The organism is Herbaspirillum huttiense (assembly GCF_047300815.1).
Taxonomy (GTDB): domain Bacteria; phylum Pseudomonadota; class Gammaproteobacteria; order Burkholderiales; family Burkholderiaceae_D; genus Herbaspirillum; species Herbaspirillum huttiense_A.
This window is the reverse complement of sequence record NZ_CP178608.1, coordinates 1,929,514-1,952,373: the sequence shown is the minus strand read 5'-3', so window position 1 is coordinate 1,952,373 and position 22,860 is coordinate 1,929,514. Positions and strand designations below refer to the sequence as shown.

General features: G+C 62.4%; 23 protein-coding genes and 2 tRNA genes. 8 read left to right on the top strand and 17 right to left on the bottom strand.

Annotated elements, in window-relative coordinates; all coding sequences use genetic code 11:
- Positions 1-63: 63 nt before the first annotated feature.
- The 5 genes from ACLRDN_RS08935 to ACLRDN_RS08915 all read right to left on the bottom strand — a co-directional run bounded on the left by ACLRDN_RS08935 (position 64) and on the right by ACLRDN_RS08915 (position 7,393).
- The gene (locus ACLRDN_RS08935; RefSeq protein WP_413459835.1) at positions 64-1,767 is read right to left on the bottom strand and encodes a peptidase domain-containing ABC transporter; all 1,704 of its coding nucleotides are present in this window, start codon (positions 1,765-1,767) and stop codon (positions 64-66) included.
- Positions 1,768-1,796: 29 nt separating this feature from the next.
- Positions 1,797-3,467, bottom strand: coding sequence for a biopolymer transporter ExbB (locus ACLRDN_RS08930; RefSeq protein ID WP_413459834.1), 1,671 nt, complete (start codon positions 3,465-3,467; stop codon positions 1,797-1,799).
- A 127-nt stretch (positions 3,468-3,594) separates the two neighbouring features.
- A complete protein-coding gene (locus ACLRDN_RS08925; RefSeq protein ID WP_413459833.1) occupies positions 3,595-4,968 on the bottom strand; it encodes an HlyD family type I secretion periplasmic adaptor subunit in 1,374 nt (457 codons plus the stop codon).
- Complete coding sequence (locus ACLRDN_RS08920; RefSeq protein ID WP_413460372.1) at positions 4,965-5,738, bottom strand: cell envelope biogenesis protein OmpA; 774 nt, start codon at positions 5,736-5,738, stop codon at positions 4,965-4,967. The genes ACLRDN_RS08925 and ACLRDN_RS08920 overlap by 4 nt, the downstream gene beginning before the upstream one ends.
- Positions 5,738-7,393: a TolC family protein gene (locus tag ACLRDN_RS08915; protein WP_413460371.1), complete on the bottom strand. Its 1,656-nt coding sequence runs from the start codon at positions 7,391-7,393 to the stop codon at positions 5,738-5,740. Before ACLRDN_RS08915 ends, ACLRDN_RS08920 begins: the two co-directional genes overlap by 1 nt.
- Here ACLRDN_RS08915 and ACLRDN_RS08910 point away from each other — a divergent pair.
- From ACLRDN_RS08910 to ACLRDN_RS08900, 3 genes are all read left to right on the top strand, one after another.
- The gene (locus ACLRDN_RS08910) at positions 7,356-7,631 is read left to right on the top strand and encodes a hypothetical protein (protein WP_413460457.1); all 276 of its coding nucleotides are present in this window, start codon (positions 7,356-7,358) and stop codon (positions 7,629-7,631) included. The two genes, ACLRDN_RS08915 and ACLRDN_RS08910, sit on opposite strands and share 38 nt — an antisense overlap.
- A 195-nt stretch (positions 7,632-7,826) precedes the next feature.
- Positions 7,827-9,737, top strand: coding sequence for a molecular chaperone HtpG (gene htpG / locus ACLRDN_RS08905; RefSeq protein ID WP_413459832.1), 1,911 nt, complete (start codon positions 7,827-7,829; stop codon positions 9,735-9,737).
- A 136-nt stretch (positions 9,738-9,873) separates the two neighbouring features.
- A complete protein-coding gene (locus ACLRDN_RS08900; protein WP_259434769.1) occupies positions 9,874-10,401 on the top strand; it encodes an FUSC family protein in 528 nt (175 codons plus the stop codon).
- 107 nt (positions 10,402-10,508) lie between these two features.
- Here the strand turns inward: ACLRDN_RS08900 and ACLRDN_RS08895 are convergent, their stop codons facing one another.
- The 3 genes from ACLRDN_RS08895 to ACLRDN_RS08885 form a co-directional block, all read right to left on the bottom strand.
- On the bottom strand, positions 10,509-10,961 hold the full coding sequence (locus ACLRDN_RS08895; RefSeq protein WP_413459831.1) for a hypothetical protein: 453 nt from the start codon (positions 10,959-10,961) through the stop codon (positions 10,509-10,511).
- Positions 10,962-11,127: 166 nt separating this feature from the next.
- Complete coding sequence (locus ACLRDN_RS08890; RefSeq protein WP_413459830.1) at positions 11,128-11,580, bottom strand: DUF962 domain-containing protein; 453 nt, start codon at positions 11,578-11,580, stop codon at positions 11,128-11,130.
- Between the two features lie 33 nt (positions 11,581-11,613).
- On the bottom strand, positions 11,614-12,363 hold the full coding sequence (locus ACLRDN_RS08885) for an SDR family oxidoreductase (RefSeq protein ID WP_413459829.1): 750 nt from the start codon (positions 12,361-12,363) through the stop codon (positions 11,614-11,616).
- 256 nt (positions 12,364-12,619) lie between these two features.
- On the opposite strand from ACLRDN_RS08885, the gene ACLRDN_RS08880 reads away from it, so the two are divergent.
- Positions 12,620-13,126 carry a DNA-deoxyinosine glycosylase gene (locus tag ACLRDN_RS08880; RefSeq protein WP_413460370.1) on the top strand — a complete coding sequence of 169 codons (507 nt, stop codon included), beginning with the start codon at positions 12,620-12,622 and terminating at the stop codon, positions 13,124-13,126.
- A gap of 54 nt (positions 13,127-13,180) precedes the next feature.
- On the opposite strand, the gene ACLRDN_RS08875 is transcribed toward ACLRDN_RS08880, so the two are convergent.
- From ACLRDN_RS08875 to ACLRDN_RS08865, 3 genes are all read right to left on the bottom strand, one after another.
- The gene (locus ACLRDN_RS08875; RefSeq protein WP_413459828.1) at positions 13,181-13,384 is read right to left on the bottom strand and encodes a type II toxin-antitoxin system VapB family antitoxin; all 204 of its coding nucleotides are present in this window, start codon (positions 13,382-13,384) and stop codon (positions 13,181-13,183) included.
- A 68-nt stretch (positions 13,385-13,452) separates the two neighbouring features.
- Positions 13,453-13,593 carry a hypothetical protein gene (locus tag ACLRDN_RS08870; protein WP_166675052.1) on the bottom strand — a complete coding sequence of 47 codons (141 nt, stop codon included), beginning with the start codon at positions 13,591-13,593 and terminating at the stop codon, positions 13,453-13,455.
- Between the two features lie 115 nt (positions 13,594-13,708).
- Positions 13,709-14,524 carry a MetQ/NlpA family ABC transporter substrate-binding protein gene (locus ACLRDN_RS08865; RefSeq protein WP_413459827.1) on the bottom strand — a complete coding sequence of 272 codons (816 nt, stop codon included), beginning with the start codon at positions 14,522-14,524 and terminating at the stop codon, positions 13,709-13,711.
- Positions 14,525-14,702: 178 nt separating this feature from the next.
- Here ACLRDN_RS08865 and ACLRDN_RS08860 point away from each other — a divergent pair, with 178 nt between their 5' ends.
- The 3 genes from ACLRDN_RS08860 to ACLRDN_RS08850 all read left to right on the top strand — a co-directional run bounded on the left by ACLRDN_RS08860 (position 14,703) and on the right by ACLRDN_RS08850 (position 15,905).
- Positions 14,703-15,527 (top strand): spermidine synthase, encoded by an 825-nt coding sequence (locus ACLRDN_RS08860; protein ID WP_413459826.1) that lies wholly within the window; start codon positions 14,703-14,705, stop codon positions 15,525-15,527.
- A 154-nt stretch (positions 15,528-15,681) separates the two neighbouring features.
- Positions 15,682-15,757, top strand: a tRNA-Lys gene (locus ACLRDN_RS08855).
- A gap of 72 nt (positions 15,758-15,829) precedes the next feature.
- Positions 15,830-15,905: transfer RNA gene (locus tag ACLRDN_RS08850), tRNA-Lys, on the top strand.
- A 174-nt stretch (positions 15,906-16,079) separates the two neighbouring features.
- Here ACLRDN_RS08850 and ACLRDN_RS08845 read toward each other — a convergent pair.
- On the bottom strand, positions 16,080-16,538 hold the full coding sequence (locus ACLRDN_RS08845) for a helix-turn-helix domain-containing protein (protein WP_413459825.1): 459 nt from the start codon (positions 16,536-16,538) through the stop codon (positions 16,080-16,082).
- An 80-nt stretch (positions 16,539-16,618) separates the two neighbouring features.
- Between ACLRDN_RS08845 and ACLRDN_RS08840 the strand changes: the two genes are divergently transcribed.
- Positions 16,619-16,813, top strand: a complete 195-nt coding sequence (locus ACLRDN_RS08840) for a hypothetical protein (protein ID WP_413459824.1) — start codon at positions 16,619-16,621, stop codon at positions 16,811-16,813.
- A gap of 57 nt (positions 16,814-16,870) precedes the next feature.
- On the opposite strand, the gene ACLRDN_RS08835 is transcribed toward ACLRDN_RS08840, so the two are convergent.
- The 5 genes from ACLRDN_RS08835 to ACLRDN_RS08815 form a co-directional block, all read right to left on the bottom strand.
- Positions 16,871-17,677 (bottom strand): alpha/beta fold hydrolase, encoded by an 807-nt coding sequence (locus ACLRDN_RS08835; RefSeq protein ID WP_413459823.1) that lies wholly within the window; start codon positions 17,675-17,677, stop codon positions 16,871-16,873.
- A 211-nt stretch (positions 17,678-17,888) separates the two neighbouring features.
- A complete protein-coding gene (locus ACLRDN_RS08830; RefSeq protein ID WP_034330243.1) occupies positions 17,889-18,617 on the bottom strand; it encodes an ABC transporter ATP-binding protein in 729 nt (242 codons plus the stop codon).
- 2 nt (positions 18,618-18,619) lie between these two features.
- Positions 18,620-20,587 carry an ABC transporter permease subunit gene (locus ACLRDN_RS08825; RefSeq protein WP_413459822.1) on the bottom strand — a complete coding sequence of 656 codons (1,968 nt, stop codon included), beginning with the start codon at positions 20,585-20,587 and terminating at the stop codon, positions 18,620-18,622.
- A 4-nt stretch (positions 20,588-20,591) separates the two neighbouring features.
- Complete coding sequence (locus ACLRDN_RS08820; protein WP_039786681.1) at positions 20,592-21,482, bottom strand: branched-chain amino acid ABC transporter permease; 891 nt, start codon at positions 21,480-21,482, stop codon at positions 20,592-20,594.
- Positions 21,483-21,658: 176 nt separating this feature from the next.
- Positions 21,659-22,810 (bottom strand): ABC transporter substrate-binding protein, encoded by a 1,152-nt coding sequence (locus ACLRDN_RS08815; protein WP_413459821.1) that lies wholly within the window; start codon positions 22,808-22,810, stop codon positions 21,659-21,661.
- Between the last annotated feature and the right edge of the window lie 50 nt (positions 22,811-22,860).

The following is a 22,860-nucleotide window of genomic DNA, read 5'->3' as shown; positions in this document are numbered from 1 at the left end:
GGATCTGAATCTGAAACTGAATTTGAAACTGAATCTGGTTCAAGGTGATCCTGCCGGGCAGGATCACTGCAAAATCTGGTCGCGCGGTCCGTCTGCCACGATGCGCCCGCCATCGATGACGATGATGCGGTCCACGTGGCGCAACAGCGCCGGGCTATGGGTGGCCACCACCAGCGTGCGCGGGCCGGCATAGGCTGCCAGTCGCTCGATGATGCGGGCCTCGGTCTGCTGGTCCACGCCGGTGGTCGGTTCGTCCAGCAGCAGGATGCGCGGGGTGCAGGCGATCACGCGCGCCAATGCCACCATCTGGCGCTGGCCACCGGAGAGATTGCCGGGTGCCTTGATGGCCTGGTCCAGGCGCAGCTCGCCGCGCGCGATCAGGTCATCCAGCGAAGACACCGCCAGCGCCGCCTCATAGACCTGCCCCGGCACGCGGTCACCCACGAAAATGTTGGCCGCCACCGTGCCATCGAAGAGGAAGGGTTCCTGCGGCTTGAAGCCGATGCAGCGCATCCGTACCTCGGGCGCGTAGGCCGTTACGGCCACGCCGTCGATGAGGACATGCCCTTCGTCGGGCTTGTGCAAGCCGGCCAGGGCGCGCAGCAGCGTGGACTTGCCGGAGCCCGAGCGGCCCACCAGGCCGACCTTCTCGCCGGGCTGGATGGTCAGCGAGATGTTCTTCAGGGTGGCGTTTTCTTTGTGGTCCAGGTGCAGCAGCAGGTTGCCGACCTGGATCAGGCCACGCATCTCCTGGCGCAGCACATCGGCGGTCGGGGTCTGCTCCTGTTCTTCAAAGAGCTGGTCGAACTCGGCGCGGGCACGGCGGAACATCTCGATGCGGCCCAAGAACGCCGCCAGCGACGACAGGACCGTAGTGGCGCGGCTGATCAGCAGCGAGCAGGCGATGAGCGCACCGACGGTGAGCAGGTTGTCTTCCACCAGATAGACACCTACCACCAGCGTGGCCACCGAGATGAAGGTGTAGCCCACGGTAGAGATGGCATAGCTGGTGTTCATCCAGAAGCGGCTCTTGGCCTGGGCCACGGCATTGGCGCCGGCATCGGCCAGAAAGGCGCGCATGAGGCGGTCTTGCAGCGGCGTGGTCTTGAGCGTTTCCATGCCGTAGACGATGCTGGCCAGTTTATCCACCTTGCCGGTACCCGCCTTCATGGCCGCATGCGCGTAGTCATTGGCCGGGACTTTCAACAGCAGCTGCATGCCCACCAGCAGCCCTCCGCCCACCAGCAGCACCCACACCATGTGGCCGCCGATCAGGCCCAGCACCACCAGGTACAGCGCCAGGAAAGGCAGGTCCACCAGCAGCAGCATGTAGTTCGATGAGAGCAGGTCGCGCGCGGCCGAGAGATCACGGTAGCGCGCCAGCACCACGCCCACTGGCGCCTGCACCTTGGCCGTGAGCAAACGGCGCGCCGAGACTTCGTCGAACTCGCCATCCAGGCGCCCCGCCAGTTGCTCGGTGTAATACACGCGGATGATGCGCAACACCAGCTCCAGCCCGATGAAGAGCAGCATGCCCAGCGTCAGCGCCCAGAGCGTTTCCGGGATGTGGTTGCCCAGCACCTTGTCGTAGATCAGCCGCGAATACAGCGGCATGAGCAAACCCAGCAGGTTGACCAGGATGCCGGCCACGATGATCTCGACGAAGCGGCTGCCATAGGCGCGCAGCAGCGTCAGGTAAGTGGGATCGGCGCGCAGGTCCGTGCGGACTTGCGGCTGATCGATGTGGACCTGTTCGCTGGCGTTCATGGTGGGTGGCGGTCGTCGTCAGGCCGGCATCAGGCCTGGCCGCCGCGATTGGTGGCGGTGAGTTCGCGGATGGCTTCGCGCAGCTCCAGGCGCAGGTCCTTGACCATGGTCTGGCGGCCGCTGCGCATTTCTTCGATGACGGTCTGCCAGTTGATGTTCTGGCGCATCAGCGCTTCGGTGATCGAGGTCAGCGATTGCGGGATGGCGCCCAGGTTCTTGACGCGGTCGTTCTGCATGGCCATGTGCTTGGCCAGGTCGATCTGCAGCTGGCGTGCCGAGAGCGCATCGCGCGCCATGTTGCTGGAGTTCTCGCCGATGGTGTTGCCCAGTTCGTTCAGGCGTGCTGCCACGGTAGCCTGCAGTTCGCCCTGGTACTGGATGGCGCCCATCTCGTCGGCCAGGCGCACCGAGATCTGGTTGAGCAATGCCGGCAGCTGCGCGATATTCTGCGCGTTCTTTTCGTTCATGTTGGAAATCTCGCCCTGCTGGGTCTGCAGCGAATTGAGCGCAGAAGACAGCGCCAGCTGGCCGGCCTGGATGGTGGTGACGATCTGCGGCAGCACTTCGAAGGTGCGGTTGGCGATGTCGCCATTGACCGAGAGGCGTTCTTCCAGCGAGGACAGGCTGTCGGAGAGATCGCGCGCCGAGGTGATCTTGGTGTTGATCAACTGGCCGACGTTGCGGATTTCTTCCAGCGTCTGCTGCGCGGTCTCGTGCATGCGCGGGCCGAAGGCGACCAGCTGGCGCAGGCTGCGCGATTCTTCCATGCTGTCGTTGAAGAGCTGGACGATGTTGTTCAAGCGGTCGTTGAGGCCTTCGAGCTTGATGCCGGCCTGCAGCGACGCTTCCGAGCTGTTGCGCGCGGCCATGATGGATTCGCGCTGCAGCACCATGAGGTCCTGCAGGAATTCGGCGAGGAAGGTTTCCGACACGCCCTGGCGCTGGGTGGCCGCCGGGCCGCTCATGTCGTGCACCACGTGCTGCACCATGTCGCTGATGCATTCGCGGGCGCGGGTGACCAGCTTCTTGCTGGCCGCACGCAGCGGCGTCAGGGTCAGGCCCAGCGCCAGCGAGCCGATCAGGCCGAACATCGAGGCCGAGAAAGCGGTACCCATCGAGGCCAGCGGTTTTTGCAGGTCGGCCACCAGGTGCATGAAGGAGGCATCCATGTCGCCGGCCGTGCTGGCCTTGCCGAAGCCGTCGATCAAGGCCGCAGTGCTGACCAGGGTTTCGAGCAGGCCGATGAAGGTACCGAGCAGGCCCAGCGCGATCATGAAGCCGGTCAGGAATTGCGGGAATTCGGTCTTGGCATCGAGGTGCGCCCGCAGGTCATGCAGCGAGCCTTCGATGGTTTCCTGCTCGATACGGGAAGTCAGCCGGCCCTTGGTGCTGGCCACCGACACCAGCACCTGGCCGATCTCGGTGCCTTCGAATTCAGGTGCTTTCACCAGGCTGTCCATCGATTCGCCCGCCTTGGTGCGGTCGTAGAACTGCATCAGCTTGTCGTATTCCCAGTTGACGCGATACAGGTTGTAGACGATCAGGCCAATGCCGAACACCGCCACCGCGATGATGAACAGGTTCAGGAAGGGATTGATCTGGATCGCATGCCCCACGAATCCCCGGAACAGGAAAGCGCCCAACAGCAGCAGGAGCGTCGGGATGGCGGCAAGTGCGTAGAACTGGCGAAGGTTTTTCATACGTGCGAGGTTCCGGAAAAAAGAACGCAGGGAAAGGGGATGGTGCAGAAAACGTCAACCGCCGCAAAGCCTTTGTGGATGCGGCTTTGCGGCGAGCAATACATCAATTTTTGCTGGGCGGTGCAGTTCATCGCGGCTCCCGCAGGGCACCCTGGCCGAAGCGTGACAGCGGCGACATCAGGTACTGCCACACCGTGCGGCGGCCGACGATGATGTCGGCGCTGGCGGTCATGCCGGGCATCAGCGCCAGCTTGCGCTGCAGTTCGTTGTCGCCGCGCTGCACGGCGATCTTGATGCGATAGCTGCGCTCGCCGCGGGGATTGTTTTCGTCCGGCACGGTGTCGGCACTGATCTCGGTGACCACGCCTTCCATGGCGCCATAGACGCCATAGTCATAGGCCGAGACCTTCACCCGCGCCTTGGCACCGGCGGCCAGTTCGGCGCGATCGGTGGGGGAGATGCGGGCTTCGATGACCAGCTTGTCGTCGCTGGGGGTCATCTCGATGATGGGGTCGCCCGGACGGACCACGCCGCCCACGGTATTGATCATGACGCGGTTGACCACGCCATCCATGGGGGCCTTCACCTCCGAGCGCGAGACGCGGTCATTGCGCGACTTGATTTCTTCCTGCAGGCGCGCCAGTTCGGTTTCCGCCGCCGTGAGTTCGGCGCGGGCGTCCGAACGGAAGCGCGAGGACGCTTCGCCCATCTTGGCCTGCGATTCGGCGATGGCCGCTTTCAGGCGCGGGATCATGGCATCGTTGGCCGAGAGCTTGCTCTGTGCATCCTGCACGCGGGCGGCGGCCTGGATGTCTTCCAGCTGCGAGGCGGCATTGCGTTCGAGCATGTTGTGGATGAGCTTGTACTGGCGCTGCGCCAGGTCCAGTTCGCTGGCCTGGCTCTTCTGGCGGCTGACCGCTTCGCCCAGTTCGGCCTGGCGTTGCGCGGCCTGCTCGCGCAGCACCGACATTTCCTGCATGAGCTTGGCCGAGCGCGCGGCGAAGGCAGCTTGCTCGCTTTGTACGGCCGGGTCATCGTGTTCGAGGTCGGCCGGCATCTGCAGGCTGGTGGCGCCGGCCGCTTCGGCCGAGAGGCGCGCGATCTTGGCGCGCAGGCCGAGGATCTTGACGCGGCCTTCACCGAGATCGGCATTGGCGCGCACATCGGCTATCGAGATCAGGGTCTGGCCCTTCCTGACCACCGCGCCCTCGCGCACCAGGATGGCCGAGACGATGCCGCCTTCCAGATGCTGGATGACCTGGTTGTGTTCAGAGGCGACGATGCGCCCGCTGCCGCGCACCACCATGTCAATGGGCGCCAGCATCGACCAGATCACCAGCAAGGCCAGCAGCAGCGTGCAGGCCAGCACCGCCAGGCGCGGGCGCGGCATGGCCTGCAGCTCGCCCAGGCGGCGGTCCAGGCGCGGCGCCACGCGGCGCATGAAGCCCTTGCTGCGGGAACGGATCCCGTGGCCGGTGCCGGGCTTGAGCGAGAGCGTCATTTTGCCGAGGCCTGGTATTGCACGATCACGCGGGCATCATTGCCGCTGCCGTTTTCATCGGTGGCCACGCGGCTGGTGACGCGTTCCTTGTCCACGCCGGCGTCGATGAGGTAGTTGCGTACCGCAACGGTCCGATAGAAGGCGCGGCGCCGGCTCTCGCTGTAGGCACCACTGCCGATCACGCCGGTGACCACGATCTTGCCCTGGCTGGATTTGGCGCGGCGTACCCAGTCGCCGATGCTCTTGTCGAGCGCCTTGGTGCCCTCGTCATTCAACTGGGTGGAGTCGGCGTCGAAGTTCAGGGTCACCGCTTTCTCGTTGGCGTCGATACGCAGGCCGGGCGCGACTTCCTTGTCGTTGGGTTCGGTCTTGACCTGGATCGCATTGGGGCTGGAGGGCGCGGCGGAACTGCGCAGGCTGCCGTTGTCGGACTGCAGGGGCGGCGCGGCCAGCTTGGCCTTGAGGCTGGCCACTTCGCGCTTCAATTGTTCGATTTCCTGCGCCTTCTCCCTCTCGCCGGGGGTTTCGGCACTGTTGGTACTGGTGCTGTCGGCGGTGGCGATGGTGTCGGTCTTCTTGGCCTTGGACTCGCCCACGACCTGCACCTGGCCTTGCGAGATGAGCTTGCTGACCTTCATCTGGGCCAGCTTCTGCGAGTAGTAGAACAGCGTCACCACGAACACCACCACCACGAAAATCATCACCAGCACCACGTTGGACAACGCGTCCACGAAGCCTGGCCAGAAGTTCTGTTCCTTGCCGCCCTCCATCATTCCCCCGTCTTGTTGGACGCCCGCGTGGGCAGGGTTTCCAGTGCCGATGCGCGACCGGTGTTGCGCAGGATCTGGTAGCTCAGGTCGGCCTGCTGGAACAGCAGGTTGGCAAAATCCATGCGTGCCTGGTAGGCCTGCTGGTAGGCGTCCAGCACATCCAGCAATTGTTTGCTGCCGGTGGAGAGCTGCTCCAGGAAGACATCGGCCACGTTGGCATTGGTCAGATAGGCCTGGCGCGAAATCTCCATGCGCTTTCTCACCGCGCCCAGCGTGCGGTAATTGATCTCGATCTGCTCACGCAATTTACGTTCCAGGTCCAGCGCGGTATTGCTCTTTTCGACGTACTTGGCACCAGCCTGCTTGGTGTAATACAGGTCCGAGCCGCCATTGAGCAGGTTCATGCTCACCACCATCATCAGGCGGCGGTCGGTGGTCAGCTGCAGGCTGTTGTCGGTGGTATCGATGGCACCGCCCGCACCCCGGGTCTTGGTCTGGGTCCATTCCAGGGCCAGCGTGGGCGAGAACTTGGCGCGCGCCGACTTCAGCTCCTGGTTGGCCGCATCCACGTCGCGCCGCGCGGCGCGCACGCCGGGGTTGGTCTCGTAGACATCCTGCAGGGCCAGCTTGGAGGTGTCCGGCACGGTCGGCATCATGTGGTCCGGCACTTCGATCTGCTCGATCTTGCGGCCGGTGATCTGGTTCAGCGACACCATGGCGCTTTCCAGCGCCCCTTCGGCCTCGGCCACGGCGGACTGGGCGGTCAGCGAGCGGCCGCGCACGCGTTCGAAGTCGATGCGGCTGGCGCCGCCGCCTTCGAGGCGCTTGTTCATGTAATCCAGCAAGTTGCCCATGCGCTGGGCGTAGCTGCGCGAGAACGACAGCGTGGCATAGGCGCGCATGACGTCGTAATACGCCTTGATGGCGTTGTAATACAGGGTCTCGCGGGCGTCGTCGCGGCGCAGGTCGGCGGCGTCGGCCAGCGAGCTGCTCTTGCGGTAGTCGTAATACGAACCGGGTGCGAAGATCGGCTGGCGGCCGATCAGGGTCACGTCCCAGCGCTTGTGGTACGAGGCGCGCTGGATCAGGCCAGTATTGGGGTCGATCACCGAGGACGGCGACGAATATTCATTGCCCTTCTGCGCCCGTACATCCAGGGTCGGGCCGAACTGGCCGGCGGTGGCCTTGGAGGCATAGCGCGCCTGGTCGGCCTGGGCGGCGGTGGCGGCGTAGCTGTAGCTGTTGTTGAGCGCCAGGTCGAGCACGCTGCGCAGGCTCAGGTCCGCAACCGTCTCGCCTTCGGTGACGATGCTGATCTGCGGCAGGACGATCTGGTTGCCCGCGAAGTCCGGGTCGGACTGGCGCAGCAACAGCAGGATTTCGTCCTGGGCCGAAGGCGGCGGGGTGTCGGCGGGCAAACCCGGCAGACGATAGTCCGTCGCCGATGGCCCGGCCGGATCGGCGCCCAGCCGGATTTGCGGCGGAGCGTCCAGTTTGTTGTCGAAGGTGGCCGGTGTGGCCGGTGTGGCTTGCACGGCGGCCGCGGCGTCAGCGGTCGGCGGCTTGTCAGCCGCCTGGGGCGCAGAATGCGCGGCCAAGCCCAATGAAACGCCCAGTATGAAACGCTTGCTTTTGAGAACTCTCATCAACACGATCAGCCGGCATCCCACCGGCCTCCCCTACCCAACCCGCATCCCAGGAAAGAATCGTCAGCCCGCTGCGATTCCCGTCATCAAGCCGGGCACTCCTGTTCTTTTTCTTGGGAAGCTCCGGCCTGCACATCTGTTCGATCACCATGATCGAAATTGTTACCATTTTGTCAAAACAATTTTATCACCGGCGGATTGCTACTCAATTACAAATAGCAACAAAAAACCGTTTAATTTCAATTGACTTGATAAAAGTTAATTTCGGCAATTATCGTCAGCTTGTTGGCTTCGTGCCATCAGGAAATACCCCAATGCTCACGAAGTGAACAAAAATGCCAAAAATTGCGGTTGAAAAACCACAAGTCTCTCCCTATATCCTGCCCACAGACGATTACCTCTGCCTATTTCACTCATCCATTTCTTCAATAAGGACAACCACATGGCAACCGAAAAACAGACCATGGGCTTCCAGGCCGAAGTCAAGCAACTGCTGCGATTGATGATCCACTCGTTGTATTCGAACAAGGAAATCTTCCTGCGCGAGCTGGTCTCCAATGCTTCGGATGCGGCTGACAAGCTGCGCTTCGAGGCCATCAACAATGGCAGCCTGTTCGAGGACGATCCGGAACTGAAGATCAAGATCAGTTTCGACAAGGCAGCGCGCACCATCACTATCTCCGACAACGGCATCGGCATGAACCGGGACGAGGCCATCTCGCACCTGGGCACCATCGCCAAGTCGGGCACCAAGGAATTCTTCTCGCGCCTGTCGGGCGACCAGCAGAAGGATGCGGCCCTGATCGGCCAGTTCGGCGTGGGCTTCTACTCGGGCTTCATCATCGCCGACCGCATCACGGTCGAGACGCGTCGTGCCGGCACCCCTGCCTCTGAAGGCGTACGCTGGGAATCCGAAGGTGCGGGCGACTTCTCGATTGAGCAGATCACCAAGCCGGGCCGTGGCACCGACATCATTCTTCACCTGCGTGAAGGCGAAGATGAATTCCTTTCCGCCTGGCAACTCAAGTCCATCATCCGCAAGTATTCCGACCACATCTCCCTGCCGATCCTGATGAACAAGGAAGAATGGGATGAGGAAAAGAAGGAAACCGTGCAGAAGGACGAGCTGGAGACGGTCAACCAGGCCAGCGCCCTGTGGACCCGCAGCAAGTCGGAGGTCACGCCGGAGCAATATGAAGAGTTCTACAAGCACGTCTCGCACGACTTCGGCGCTCCCCTGGCCTACACCCACAACCGCGTGGAAGGCCGCAGCGAATACACCCAGCTGCTCTACATCCCGGCGCGCGCCCCGTTCGACCTGTGGGACCGCAACAAGCGCGGCGGCATCAAGCTCTACGTCAAGCGCGTGTTCATCATGGATGATGCCGAGCAACTGATGCCGGTGTACCTGCGCTTCGTCAAGGGCGTGATCGATTCGGCTGACCTGCCGCTGAACGTCTCGCGCGAGATCCTGCAGGAGTCGCGCGACGTGCGCGCCATCCGCGACGGTTCGGCCAAGCGCGTGCTGAGCCTGCTGGAAGAGCTGGCCAACAGCGAAGACCAGGCACAGAAGGACAAGTACACCACCTTCTGGACCGAGTTCGGCCAGGTGTTGAAGGAAGGTATCGGCGAAGATGCGGCCAACAAGGAGCGCATCGCCAAGCTGCTGCGATTTGCCTCCACCCACAACGACAGCGATGTGCAGAATGTTTCGCTGGCCGATTATGTGGCCCGCATGAAGGAAGGCCAGGACAAGATCTACTACGTCACTGCCGAGACTTACCAGGCTGCCAAGAACAGCCCGCACCTGGAAATCTTCCGCAAGAAGGGTGTGGAAGTGCTGCTGCTGACGGACCGCGTGGACGAGTGGATGCTGTCCTTCCTGACCGAGTTCGAAGGCAAGGAGCTGGCCTCGGTGGCCAAGGGCGGCCTGGACCTGGGCCAGCTGGAAAACGAAGCCGAGAAGAAGCAGCATGAAGAAACGCAAGCCGAGTACAAGGAACTGGTCGAGAAGATGAAGACCGCCCTGGGCGACAAGGCCAAGGAAGTGCGCGTGACCTTCCGCCTGACCGATTCCCCGGCTTGCCTGGTGGCCGACGAGAACGAACTGTCGGGCAACCTGGTGCGCATGTTGAAGGCAGCCGGCCAGGCGGCACCGGAATCCAAGCCCACGCTGGAAATCAACCCGGACCACCCGCTGGTGCAGCGCCTGAAGTACGAAGAGGCGCGCTTCGACGACTGGTCGCACATCCTGTATGACCAGGCCCTGCTGGCTGAAGGCGGTGCACTGGCCGATCCGGCCAGCTTCGTGAAGCGCTTGAACGACATGCTGCTGGCCATGGCCGCCAAGTAAGTTCGTTCATCTGCCGGACCGTGCCGGCAGGCCGTCATGGCCTGCTGGCAGCAGCGCCGCCTGCGGGGACACTCGCAGGCGGCGTTTTCATTCATATCGGCTTGCAGCCACGATCCGGGCTGGTTAACATCGGCCTATGGAATTGCACTTCATCAATCCCCGCAAGAACGCCCTCGCCTATCTGGTCAAGATCCTCTCCGGCTGCCTGATCCTGTGGTACGGGCTGCGTGCGCTGGGCATCGAGGAACCCTACTGGGCCATGATTTCGCTCATCATCGTGACCGAGCCGGACATGACGGTGGCCAAGGCCAATTTCAGGGCGCGGCTGATCAACACGATTTCCGGCTGCATCGTTTCCTGCATTGCGCTGGTGGTATTCGGGCCGACCTTTCTGGCCATGCTGGTGGCGCTGACTGCAGCGGTGGTGGTGGCCATGCTGCTGCAGAACTATCCGAGCAACTGGCGGCTGGGACCGGCGACCGTGGTGATCCTGCTCTCGGCCGCCTTCACCGGCAACGGCCTGAGCCAGGAACTGCACCTGGCCTTGATGCGGGTGGGCGAAGTCATCGTCGGCAGTACCGTGGCGCTGTTGCAGACGGTGATCTACATGTGGCTGCTCAAGGTGCGCAAGCCTGAGCCGAAGGACGAGGCAGCTGGCTCCTGATGCCCTCTCGGAAATCGCAGGTCCGCTGCCAGAGAGGTGAAGCAACAGGCGAAATGGCCGAAAAAAAGCAGGGCCGCAGCCCTGCTTCTTCATACGCTTCGCAAAAATCAGTGCGTCACGCGGGTGGTACGGCCGTTGGAGAGCAGGCGCACGCGTTCGCCGATGCGGAAAGGTTCATCTGCATCCTGGGTGATGGCCCGCAGCTCGCCGTTATCCAGGCGCACGGTGATTTCCAGGCCCGGACGGTTGTTCAGGTGGGCTTCAGCCTGGTTGCCCAGGACACCACCGGCCAGTGCGCCGACGATACCGGCCGCCAGGGCACCATTGCCGCCACCGATGTTGGAACCGGCCGCGATGCCGCCCAATGCTGCGCCACCGAGGGTACCGACGCCGGACGAGCCTTTGTCGATGGTCACGTTGCGGATCGACTCGACCACGCCCATGCGCACCGTCTGCTCACCCTGCGCCTGGCGGGTGTTGTAGACGCTGGCCGAGTTGGGGGTCACTGCGCAGCCGGCTACCAGGGAGCCCAGGGCTGCGATCAAAAGCAATTTCTTCATACTAAAAACTCCGACTGAGAACTATTTGGCCCGTCTCCGGGCGGCGGGGGGATTCGAGCGTCCGCGCGAACGCAACATGATCGCGCATCTGGCGCGCAAGCACACATTCCTTTACATCTTAATACAAAGAGGCCGCGCGTCGGCATTCGTTCCCGCAAGGACTTCTTCAGTAGGCGATGTGCCAACGCCGGTACAGCAAGGCCAGCACGAACAAGGGCCCCACCAGCAGAAACCGCAGGTCCTCGAAGAAGGATGGCTTCTTGCCTTCGATGCGGTGGCCGATGAACTGGCCGACCCAGGCCAGCACGAACACCGTCGCCGATACCGGCAGGACCGCTCCCAGGGGCAGCCGCGCCAGCACCACCAGCATCACCGCCGACATGGCCAGCATGCCCACTGCAAAGGGTGGCGACAGGCGCAGGTACCAGGCCAGCGCAGTGGCAGCCACCAGCAGGGCCACGGCGGGCGAGACGATCCAGCACAGCCCCAGCAGCGCAAAGACGATGGCCGGCACACAGATGCAGTGGATCAGTTCATTCATCGGATGGCGATGGCTCTCGGCATAGCGGGCCAGCAGCACATCGATGCGGCGCGGGGTGACGGTGCTGGTGCTGTCCATGGAGGGCTCCTCGCTCAATGGCCGGGCGTAGCCTCAACGGCCGCCGGAGACGTCGATGAAGGTGCCGGTGGCATAGGAAGACTCTTCCGACAGCAGCCACAGGATGGCATGGGCGACTTCCTCGGCGGTGCCGCCGCGCTTCATGGGAACGGCATCCTTGAGCCGGTCAACGCGGCCCGCTTCGCCGCCGCTGGCGTGGATGTCGGTATAGATCAGGCCGGGACGCACGGCGTTGACGCGGATGCCTTCGGCGGCCACTTCCTTGGCCAGACCGATGGTGAAGGCATCGATGGCGCCCTTGGAGGCGGCGTAGTCCACGTATTCACCGGGGCCGCCCAGCTTGGCGGCCATCGACGACAGGTTGACGATGGCCCCACCCTGCCCGCCGTGGCGGGTGGACATGCGCTTGACCGCCTCGCGCGCGCACAGCAGGCTGCCGGTGACGTTGGCGATGAGCACCCGGGTGATGCGTTCGGCGCTCATGGCCTCCAGGCGTGACTGGTGTTCCAGGATGCCGGCATTGTTGACCAGGGCGGTGACGCGGCCCAGCTCCTGGTCGGTGGTGGTGAAGAGGCGCAGCACGTCCTCCTCTTTGGAGACATCGCCGGCGACGGTAATGGCGCGGCCGCCGGCGGCGCGGATCTGCCCGGCCACCGATTCGGCGGCCTCGCGGTTGGAAACGTAGTTCACGCACACGGCGTAGCCGCGTTGAGCTGCCAGCAGCGCGGTGGCCGCGCCGATGCCACGGCTGCCGCCGGTGACGATGATGACTTTATCTGTCATGTTCAGTTTCCCTTGAATGAATGGCCCGGCGCGTGACGCCAAGGCAGCTTACGCTAAGATGTGAATTCTTGTGCATTTTGCCGCAAGCCTGACGCCTCTGCAGCCGCGCCATTGTGCACGCACTGCGAAGCAGGTAGCGCTTGCTGAAATTCTTTTCATCCTGGCCGTTTCCATGCCTGCTCGCCCTTCCTCTGCCGCCGCCCCTTCGCCTGTCCTTGAGGCTGCCCGCGCTGCCGATATCGCCACAAATGATCCCTTGCTGGCCAGCTTTGCGCCGGTGGTGGCGCCGGATACGCGCATCCTGATCCTGGGCAGCCTGCCGGGAACGGCTTCGCTGGCGATCCGGCAGTATTACGGGCATCCGCGCAATGCCTTCTGGCGACTGGTGGGCGAAGTAATCGGGGTCGACCTTTACGCGATGGACTATGCCGCCAGGCTTGCCACCTTGCTGCAGCATCGCATCGGCCTGTGGGACGTCATTGCCCACGCCAGGCGCATCGGCAGTCTCGACAGCGAAATCAGGGATCACAGCGGCAATGACTTGCTGACGCTGATCGCCAGGCTGCCGGCATTGGAGACCATCGCTTTCAATGGCGGTACCGCCGGCAAGATCGGGATCAAGGCGCTGGGTGCCAAGGCGGAAAACTATCGGGTGGTGGTGTTGCCGTCGAGCAGTCCGGCGCATGCGGCGTTGGCGTATGAGGATAAGCTGGCCCGCTGGAAGAGCTTGGCAACGCGCGATCACTCATTCAACACGGACTGATTGAGAATCCCGGCGCTCTCCATCAGGGCTGCCAAAGGCCCAGCATGCCGCCCCTCATCGAGCGGATATTTCCTTGCGCCGGGGAATGTCGGCCATAGCCTTCATGGTGCCACCCAAGGCTGCCAAGCGCTTGGCTGCCTGGACGCGCACAAAGGTCTTGATGGCCTCGCGGAACAAGTCCTCCTTTTCCATGGAAGAATCTGCCAGTTCCACGGCACGTTCATAGAGTTCGTCATCGATGGTCACTATGATGCGCATGCCGACCCCTCGTCATGGCTACAGCAATACCTGATCTGATTCCGCATCATGGTAATGCCGGGCCGATTTCACTTCCGGAAGAACAGATAGTCATAAAACTCCCCCGAAAACCCGCCATTGAAGATCAAATACTGTAACGCCTTCGCGAAAAACACGATGGCGCAGAAGACGATGGCCAGCTTCAGGCAGAGGATGAGGTTCTTGAACATGGCGCAAGTTTAATGGAGCACCGGCCGCCAGCGCACCACCCCGACGGGAAACACACAAAAAAAAACCGCCCGGCCAGACGGCGGGCGGTGCAAAGAGCATTGTTTGAGGCGGGGCTCAGAACGCCGGCACCAGCGATCCCTTGAACTCGGTCTCGATGAACTTGCGCACTTCCCCCGACTGGTAGGCCTGCACCAGCTTCCTGGCCCAGGGCTTGTCCTTGTCCTCGACGCGGGTGGCAATGATGTTGGCGTAACGGCCGCGCGGATCTTCCACGGCGATGGTGTCCTTCTGCAGGGACAGGCCGGCCTTGTAGGCGTAGTCATTGTTGATCGAGGCGGCCGCCAGGTCGTCCAGCGAACGTGGCAGTTGCGCCGCATCCAGTTCGATCAGCTTGAGCTTGCGCGGATTGTCGATGATGTCCAGCGGGGTGGCGTTGACACCGTTTTCGCCCACGCCCGGCTTGAGCTTGATCAGGCCAGCCTTCTGCAGCAACAGGAGCGCCCGGTTGCCGTTGGACGGATCATTCTGGATGCCAACCTGCGCCCCGTTGGGCAACTGGTCCACCGATTTGAACTTGCGCGAGTAGATGCCCAGCGGCGCCGTGATGGTCAAGCCGACCGGCACGATCTTGTAACCACGCGCAGCGATCTGGCTTTCCAGGTAGGGACGGTGCTGGAAGGCGTTGGCGTCGAGGTCGCCGGAGGCCAGGGCCGCATTGGGCTGGAGGTAATCACTGAAGACCACGGTCTGGATCTCCAGGCCGTCGCGGGCAGCGACTTTCTTGACGACTTCGAAGATGGCTTCGGCACTGCCGACCGAGATACCGACCTTGATCTTGTTCTTGTCCTGCGCGCTGGCGCCGTGCGGGGCCAGCACCAGGGCCAGCGCAGCAGCGGCGGCGATACGCTTGATGATTGCAGCCAATGGCATGGTAACTCCGGAAATGATGAGGTCCGCATCCTCACATGCGCGCGCGCCCGGCAGAAGGAATGAATTCGCATGTCGATATGCGCAAAGCGCGCAGCGGCCACTGGCAGGCTCCCAAGGCAAGGTATCATTCGGCATCCGCAGGCAGCCTCCCCGGCTGCCGCGCCGTTTCATTCATATCATGCTCATCCGAAGAAAATCCATCGAAGCCCAGGCCAATACCAAGGCCGGTCCCAATCGTCGCCGCCAACAGCTGGAGGCCGACGCCAGCAAACCGCGCAAGCCCAAATATGCCCCCGTGACCCTCTCCGAACTGGAAGGCGTGCGCTACCTGCATTTCGGGACCGAGTGGGTGCAAGGCGCCATGCGCATCCGCAAACCCGACTGGATCGAACTGGAATACGCCCAGCAGATGATGGCGTGGATGCTCTTGAACCGCACGCCCCGTCACATCGTCCAACTCGGCCTGGGCACCGGGGCACTGACCAAGTTCAGCTACCGGCAATTCCCCCAGGCACAGGTGACGGCGGTGGAACTCAATCCGGCTGTCATCGCCATCTGCCACAGCATGTTCAAGCTGCCCGAGCCGGATGAGCGATTGATGATCATCGAAAGCGATGCCATGGACTTCATCGTCCATGCAGCCAGCCACGGCATCATTGATGCCCTCCAGGTGGATCTCTACGATGCCACGGCGCGTGGCCCGGTGCTCGACAGCCCCGAGTTCTACCAGGCCTGCTATGACAGCCTCGCGCCCGGGGGGGTGATGACGGTCAACCTCTTTGGCGACCACCCCAGCTATGCCAAGAACCTGCGGGCCATGGAATACGCTTTCGATACCGTGGTCTCGCTGCCTGAAGTCCATGACGGCAACGTGGTGGCGCTGGCCTTCAAGGGTGCGGTGACCTTCGATTTCCCCGAACTGTATGCGCGCGCCGCCTTGATCGAGAGCCAGACCAAGCTGCCAGCCAAATCCTGGGTCAACGGGATCAAGGCGGGCTTGTAAGCGCGCCGCTTCATAAAACCAGGCCGGGCGTGGCGCTGGCGCCTAAGAGATAAAATATTTTCATCTTTTCCCAAAAAAAGCTTGCGCCACCCGGACCTCCCTCCTATAATGCGCTCTCTCTTGCAGCACTGAGGCAACAACGAAGTGCAGCAACGGGGCGTTAGCTCAGCTGGTAGAGCAGCGGACTCTTAATCCGTAGGTCCACAGTTCGAATCTGTGACGCCCCACCAAAATTTCAAAAGGCCTCCCGCACCGAGGCCTTTTTCACTTCCCGGTTGACCTGATCGTTTCAGGAACACCACGGGGCGTTAGCTCAGCTGGTAGAGCAGCGGACTCTTAATCCGTAGGTCCACAGTTCGAATCTGTGACGCCCCACCAACAACGAAAAGCACCACGAGCGATCGTGGTGCTTTTTTCGTTTTTGCACGTCTTTTGCGTGCTTCTGCGAACCTCCGGCCTCAGACTCCTCTGCTCAAGAATCGGGCCCCTCGCGATCATTTCCAGCCTCTCACGCTCCCTGCCCTCGCACCCGCCTTTTTTGCAGCCTGCTGCTCACTCCCTCATCTGCGCGGAAGCGCCAGGGTCGGATTGCTCGGCACTTGCTCCCTGCGCCGAATCCGCCGGCACCTTGCGTTGCCGCCCCGGGCGGATACGCTTGGCCTCGGTGGCCGATGGCAGGTCACGCTTTTTCTTCGCTGACTTCGACATCTGCGACAAGCCCGACAAGAGCTGCACGAGCGAGCTGCGCAGGGTGACATCCACGGCACGATAACAGGCAATCAGTTCACTCTCCTGCTGGGTGGGCGTAGTACCCCGCACGCCGGTCAGCACATAGGTGACATCCACCCCGATCTCGCCCAGGCCGTGCAGATAATAGGCGTCCGGGGCGGTCTCGCCGATCTCGTACTTGATTTGCGTGCGTGCCGTGATGTCGAGCTGGTCGGCTACCGATTTCTGTGTATGGCCACAGCGGCCCCGCTCTTCAGCCAGGCGATCACCAAGTATTGTCAAAAATTCAGTTTTATTCGATGACATATGAAAAGGACCTCTCCTAGAATGTTGCTTTCAGTCCAACAACGAGGAGACATCTTATGGCACACAGGCAACAAAACGAACGCAAGCCCGCAAAAGGAGCGACGCGTCTGGTGAATTTTCGATTAAATGAGGCGGAATTCGAGGAAGCTGCCCTCTTGGCGCAACAAACTTACCGCTCGCGCGCGCTGTTCTTGCGCACGATGTATTTGCTGGGCCTGCAGGCCTATCGCCGCCAGCATCCCGTGGACTGATCCTTGGCGCGTGAAACGCGCACATCAGGCGGAAGAAAAAGGGGACTGCCGTCGGCGTCAGAGGATGCCCAGCCGCAGCAGGAAATCTTTCACCGCCAGCAACACCTGATCCGGTCGTTCCCGATGAGGAACATGGCCACATTGCGCCAGCAACCGGAATTGGCCCTGCCCCGCGAACGCCGACGGCAGGCTGGCGATCATGCGCGGATGCGCCAGGCTACCGAATTCATCCAGGTCACCATGCAGTGCCAGCACCGGGCAGGCGAGCCTGGCCAGCATGGGCGCCAGCGACCAGTGCGCAAAGGAAGGCGAGAGCCAGGTATCGATCCAGGCCGAGAGCACCCAGCGCGCCTGCTGCAGGTCGTTGCCGTGGTATTTCGCCAGGCGCGCCAGCTGGACCGGGTCGGCAAAGCTGGCGCGGGCGTCGCGAATGCCTTCCAAGGTCCGTTCCTCAACGAATGCCTGGGCGGATTCGGTGATCACGGCCAGCACGCGCTGCGGCATCTGCGCCGCGGCGGATACAGCCATGCCGCCTCCCACGCTATGACCGAAAAGAATGGCTTGCGCCACGCCGAAATGCTGCAGCACAGCCTGCAAGGATCCATGCGCTTCGGCCGCGATGAAGTCTGCCGGCAGCGCCTCGCTGCGCGCAGTGGATTGCCCGAACCCTGCGCGATCGTAGGCGATCACTGGCAGTCCCGTACATTGCGCCAGGCGGGCGGGGAAATCACGCCACAGCGCCACCGCCCCCAGGGAATCGTGCAGCAGCACGACCGGGGTGCGCCCAGCCAGCGGCCCGCCCCACAAGGCAGCGTAAAGGTGTGCGCCCTCTTGCGCGATGAACGCTTCCTGCCGTTCGGACATGCGTGCTCCTCGGGTCAAACAGGCCACGCCAGACAGACCTGGCGAACCAGCACGAACTGGAAATAAAAAGGCGCACCGGGAGGTGCGCCTGAATCAGCCTTCAAGGGGGTATGGCTCCCCCTCAATATACCGGACACGCTATCAGCTTGCGCGACGTGCGAGCCCCAGTATCACGCCAGGCGCATGGCTGATGCTGCTTCGCTTGCAGTGCTCAGTGATGCGCGCCGCCGCCCAGATAGGCGGCCTTGACCGCCGGGTCGTTCTGCAGCTTGTCGGCGGGTCCGTGTACGGAGATCTTACCATTCTCCAACACATAGCCGTAGTCCGCAACATTGAGCGCGGCAGCGGCGAACTGCTCCACCAGCAGCATGGTCACGCCCTGCTCCTTGAGCCGCACGATGATGCGGAAGACCTCGTCCACCAGGATCGGGGCCAGCCCCATCGAAGGTTCGTCCAGCAGGATCACTTCGGGATTCAACATCACCGCGCGCGCCATGGCCAGCATCTGCTGCTCGCCACCCGAGAGGGTACCTGCCAGCTGCGTCTGCCGCTCCTTCAGGCGCGGGAACAGCTCCAGCGCGCGTTCCAGGTCGTGCGCGATATCACCCTTGGGGCGGGCCCGCGTAAAGCGCGGGAAAGCACCCAGCAGCAGGTTGTCGGTCACGCTCATGGTGGCGAAGACACGCCGGCCCTCCGGCGAATGCGCCAGGCCATAGCGGGCGATGCGGTGCGAATCCAGGCCGGTGATGTTCTTGCCGCCGAGCGTGACTTCCCCGCCCTTCGGTTTGATCATGCCGGAAATGGCGCGCATGGTGGTGGTCTTGCCGGCACCGTTGGAACCGATCAGGGTCACCACCTTGCCCTTGGGGACGTCCATCGAAATGCCATGCAGCACCTCGACCTTGCCGTAAGCGGCGTGCAGATTGGAAATGGTCAGCATGTTCAGGCTCCCGCGGGGCTGGGTGGGTTGTCGTGGGCATCGCCTGCGCCACTGCCGAGGTAGGCTTCGATGACCTTGGGGTCAGCCTGGACCTGGGCCGGCTTGCCTTCGGCGATCTTCTGTCCGAAGTCGAGCACGGTGACGGTATCGCAGATCGACATGACCACGTCCATGTGGTGTTCGATCAGGATGATGGTGATGCCGGCTTCGCGGATCTTGCGGATGATGGCGACGAGCTCCTTGATGTCCGGGGCAGTCAGGCCAGCGGCCGGTTCATCGAGCAGCAGCAGGCTGGGGTTCAGGCCAAGCGCACGGCCGATTTCCAGCAGGCGCTGCTTGCCGTAGGGCAGGTTGCGCGCCTCCTCGTTGGCCAGATTGGCCAGGCCCACGAACTCCAGGATGGCGGCTGCACGTTCACGGGCGGCCTGCTCTTCGCGCACGTAGCGCGGCGTATTGACCATCACGTCGACCACGTTGCTGTTGAAGGTGTGATGCAGGCCGACCAGCACGTTTTCAGTGGCCGTCATTTCACCGAACAGCTGCACGTTCTGGAAAGTGCGCGCCACGCCGCCCAGGGCGATGGTGGAGGGCGTATTGCCGGAGATCGGGCGGCCATCGTATTCCACCACGCCATCGGTAGGACGATAGATGCCGGTCAACACGTTCATCATGGTGCTCTTGCCCGAGCCGTTGGGGCCGATCAGGCCGTGCACGGTGCCTTTGCGCACATCCAGGTCAACCCGGTTCAAGGCCTTCAGGCCACCGAACTGCATCAGGATCTGGTTGACCTTCAGCAGCGTGGCGCCCTCGTCCTTGACGGAGTCGGTGGTGATGACGGCGCGCTCCTTGTCACCGGCGATCTGCTGGGCCACCGGTACGTGTTTGGTCAGCATGCGGCCGAACAGGCTGCGGCAGAAGCCGACGATGCCGTCCTGCAGGTAATACACGACGAACAGCGTCATCAGACCGAAGATGGTCAGGCGCCAGTCGGTGATGTTTTCCAGCTTGTACGAGAAGGCCGCCATGGCGATGGTTGCCACCACCGGCACGGCGATGCCGCGCGCGGTCTTGGTCCCTTTGGCCAGCTGCACGCCGGCGCCGATCACCACGATCACGGCCAAGACGGTCGCGATCTGACGGAACAGCGCGATGTCAGACAGCAGGCTGGGCAGCATCACCACGATCAACGCGCCGATCAGCGAGCCGATACGCGATTTGCGGCCACCCATGATCACCGCCAGCAGGAACAGGATGGTCAGTTCGAAGTTGTAGGTATTGGGCGAGATGTACTCTTCCGAATACGCATACAAAGCGCCCGACAAACCGGCCAGCGCCGCGCTGATGATGAAGGCATAGACCTTGTAGCGATACACCGACACGCCCATGCAGTCCGAGGCGATCGGACTGTCGCGCAGCGCCTGGAAGGCACGGCCCAGGTTGGACTTGAGGATGCGATGCACCACCAGCATCGAGATCACCATCAGGATTGCCACCAGGTAGAAGAACTGCACTTCGTTCATCTTCTCGCCGCCCAGCAGCGGCTTGGCGACCTTGATCCCAAGCGGGCCTTCGGTGAGGAAGGTCATCTCGTTGATCAGGATCTGGATGATGGTCCCGAAGGCCAGCGTCACCATGGCCAGGTAAGGCCCGGTCACGCGCAGCGCAGGTAGCGCAAGGATGGCACCGAAGACGGCGGTCACGGCAATGGCTGCCGGGATCGTCACGAAGATCGGCAGGCCCAGCTTGAAGAACAGCACGCCAGCCGCGTAGGAGCCGATGCCGAACAAGCCCGCATGGCCCAGCGAGACCTGGCCGGTGTAGCCGACCACGATATCGAGCCCGAACAGCAGGATGGCGTAGATGAGGATGGTTTCGATCAGGTGCAGGTAATACGGGTTGTGCACCACCATGGGAATGCCGCCCAGCGCGGCGATGCCCAGCAAGGACAGCAGCAGGATTTTCTTGTTCATGGCATCAGACCTTCTTGATCGCAGTTTTGCCGAACAGGCCTGCAGGTTTCACCGCCAGGACCAGCAGCAGCAGCACCAGCCCGGGCACTTCCTTGTAACCGGTCGAGATATAGAAACCGGTCACGGTCTCGGCCACACCCAGGATCAGGCCGCCCACGATGGCGCCCATGCCCGAGGTCAGGCCGCCGATGATGGCCACGGCAAAGGCTTTAAGGCCCAGTGCTGCACCCATGGTGGCGCCGGTCAACGTCAGCGGTGCTACCAGCACGCCAGCGAAGGCGGCAGTGGCCGAAGACAGGGCATATGAAAAAGTGATCACCATGCTGGTATTGATGCCCATCAACCCCGCCGCATCGCGGTCGTTGGAGGTGGCCACCACGGCCTTGCCGTAGATCGACTTGCGATTGAACAATTCGACCGCCGCCATGATGAGCAAGGCGCCGATCACCACCAGCACCTGCATCGGCTGCACGTTGGCACCGAAGACCTGGAAGGGTGTGCCGGAGATGGGCGACGGGAACGGCAGGTCGTCCTTGCCCCAGATGTTCTCGGCGACGTTCTTGAAGATGATGGCCAGCGCGATAGTGGACATGATCCAGCCGAATTCGGACTTGATCTTGATGGCCGGACGCACGCCGATCCATTCCACGAACATGCCCTGCAGGGCACCGAAGACCAGCACGATGGGAATCATCAGCCAGTAGTTGAGATAAGGCCCGCCGTGGATGTTGCCCACCACGGAGAGCCCGACCAGCGCGCCCAGCATCAGGGCTTCACCCTGGCCGAAGTTAAGCGTGCCGGACGTGGCAAAGGTCAGTTGGTAACCGAAGGCGATGACGGCATAGATCATGCCCAGCGCGATCCCGGAGAAGACCAGTTGTAAGAGGATGTCCATTGTATTTCCCAAGAAGCGGCTACCGCCGGGTGGCGGCGTAGAGCTGCAACGATCCCGCGGCGACCGCCCCCGGCGCCGTTAGAAATTCGTCAACAGATCGTGTGAAAAAGGCCAGCCCCCGGATCGCAAGGACTGGCCTCTTCGACTGCGTTACGTGAAGTGAAGCGAGTCGGTTCTTATTTGCCGAGGATGACGCGGCCGTTCTTGACCTCGCCCATCACGACCATGCCAGGCTTGATGGCTTCGTGATCGTCATGGGTGAACGGCTTGTCATAAGTGGTGACCACGCCTTCAACCTTGGTGTTGAGGTTTTCCAGTGCAGCACGGACCTTGTCGCCATCGGTGGTGCCGGCCTGCTTGATGGCAGCAGCCAGCAGCATGATCGAGTCGTAGCCCTGGGCAGCCGAGACGGCCGAAGGCATGCGGTCAACCTTGTAGGCTTTCTGGTAAGCCTCGATGAAGGCCTTGCGCTTCGGGTTGTTGCCGTCCTGGATGAAGGTTTGCGGCATGCGGGCACCGTTGCCGTTCTTGCCGGAGTTGTCGATGAAGTTGCCCATCGACAGCGGCCAGCTGCCGATGATGGGCACCTGCCAGTTCAGCTTTTCCATGCCGTTGGCGATCTGCGCCAGTTCCGGGCCGATACCGTAGGTCAGCACGGCTTGTGCGCCGCCCTGCTTGGACTTGAGCAGCTGGGCCGTCATGTCCACGTCCTTGATGTTGTACTTTTCGACCGCCACCGGGGTGACCTTCTTGTCGGCCAGCACCTTTTCCAGGTCTTCACGGCCGAGCTGGCCGTAGTTGGTGGAGTCGGCCAGGATGGCGACCTTGGTGAACTTCTGCTTGTCGACCGCTTCATCGGCGATCATCTTGGCCTGGATCTTGTCGGCGGCCGAGGTGCGGAAGATGTAGTTGTCCTTTTCCTTCTCGAACTGCTTGGTGATCACGGTGCCGGTGGCCACGTTGTTGATCACCGGGATCTTGGCTTCCTGGTAGAAGCGCTGCGAGGCCAGGGCCACGCCGGTGTTGATGAAGCCGACGGTGGCGACCACCTTTTCCTTGTTGATCAGTTCCTGGGCGATCTGCACGCCGCGTTCGTTCTTGGCCTCATCATCGCGCTCGACCAGCTGGATCTGGCGGCCCAGCACGCCGCCGGCCGCATTGATCTCGGCCACGGCAAGCTTGACGCCATCACGCATGGACACGCCCATCGGGGCAGAGCCACCGGTGTAAGGGCCGGAAACGCCGATCTTGATCGGATCCGCAGCCTGCGAAGTGAGCGCCAGGCTCATCAGGGCAGCAGCAACAAAGGCTTGGGTCTTGTAGCTCATGTCATCCTCCAGAATGTAATTGTTGGCTAGCACGCGAGCGGGCATAGCGC

What these genes read in the sequence shown, in the direction of transcription:
- ACLRDN_RS08935 (WP_413459835.1), bottom strand. Translation starts at nt 1,767, where the DNA reads ATGAACGCCAGCGAACAGGTCCACATCGATCAGCCGCAAGTCCGCACG.
- ACLRDN_RS08930 (WP_413459834.1), bottom strand. Translation starts at nt 3,467, where the DNA reads ATGAAAAACCTTCGCCAGTTCTACGCACTTGCCGCCATCCCGACGCTC.
- ACLRDN_RS08925 (WP_413459833.1), bottom strand. Translation starts at nt 4,968, where the DNA reads ATGACGCTCTCGCTCAAGCCCGGCACCGGCCACGGGATCCGTTCCCGC.
- ACLRDN_RS08920 (WP_413460372.1), bottom strand. Translation starts at nt 5,738, where the DNA reads ATGGAGGGCGGCAAGGAACAGAACTTCTGGCCAGGCTTCGTGGACGCG.
- ACLRDN_RS08910 (WP_413460457.1), top strand. Translation starts at nt 7,356, where the DNA reads ATGAAACGCTTGCTTTTGAGAACTCTCATCAACACGATCAGCCGGCAT.
- htpG (WP_413459832.1), top strand. Translation starts at nt 7,827, where the DNA reads ATGGCAACCGAAAAACAGACCATGGGCTTCCAGGCCGAAGTCAAGCAA.
- ACLRDN_RS08900 (WP_259434769.1), top strand. Translation starts at nt 9,874, where the DNA reads ATGGAATTGCACTTCATCAATCCCCGCAAGAACGCCCTCGCCTATCTG.
- ACLRDN_RS08895 (WP_413459831.1), bottom strand. Translation starts at nt 10,961, where the DNA reads ATGAAGAAATTGCTTTTGATCGCAGCCCTGGGCTCCCTGGTAGCCGGC.
- ACLRDN_RS08890 (WP_413459830.1), bottom strand. Translation starts at nt 11,580, where the DNA reads ATGGACAGCACCAGCACCGTCACCCCGCGCCGCATCGATGTGCTGCTG.
- ACLRDN_RS08885 (WP_413459829.1), bottom strand. Translation starts at nt 12,363, where the DNA reads ATGACAGATAAAGTCATCATCGTCACCGGCGGCAGCCGTGGCATCGGC.
- ACLRDN_RS08875 (WP_413459828.1), bottom strand. Translation starts at nt 13,384, where the DNA reads ATGCGCATCATAGTGACCATCGATGACGAACTCTATGAACGTGCCGTG.
- ACLRDN_RS08870 (WP_166675052.1), bottom strand. Translation starts at nt 13,593, where the DNA reads ATGTTCAAGAACCTCATCCTCTGCCTGAAGCTGGCCATCGTCTTCTGC.
- ACLRDN_RS08865 (WP_413459827.1), bottom strand. Translation starts at nt 14,524, where the DNA reads ATGCCATTGGCTGCAATCATCAAGCGTATCGCCGCCGCTGCTGCGCTG.
- ACLRDN_RS08860 (WP_413459826.1), top strand. Translation starts at nt 14,703, where the DNA reads ATGCTCATCCGAAGAAAATCCATCGAAGCCCAGGCCAATACCAAGGCC.
- ACLRDN_RS08840 (WP_413459824.1), top strand. Translation starts at nt 16,619, where the DNA reads ATGGCACACAGGCAACAAAACGAACGCAAGCCCGCAAAAGGAGCGACG.
- ACLRDN_RS08835 (WP_413459823.1), bottom strand. Translation starts at nt 17,677, where the DNA reads ATGTCCGAACGGCAGGAAGCGTTCATCGCGCAAGAGGGCGCACACCTT.
- ACLRDN_RS08830 (WP_034330243.1), bottom strand. Translation starts at nt 18,617, where the DNA reads ATGCTGACCATTTCCAATCTGCACGCCGCTTACGGCAAGGTCGAGGTG.
- ACLRDN_RS08825 (WP_413459822.1), bottom strand. Translation starts at nt 20,587, where the DNA reads ATGAACAAGAAAATCCTGCTGCTGTCCTTGCTGGGCATCGCCGCGCTG.
- ACLRDN_RS08820 (WP_039786681.1), bottom strand. Translation starts at nt 21,482, where the DNA reads ATGGACATCCTCTTACAACTGGTCTTCTCCGGGATCGCGCTGGGCATG.
- ACLRDN_RS08815 (WP_413459821.1), bottom strand. Translation starts at nt 22,810, where the DNA reads ATGAGCTACAAGACCCAAGCCTTTGTTGCTGCTGCCCTGATGAGCCTG.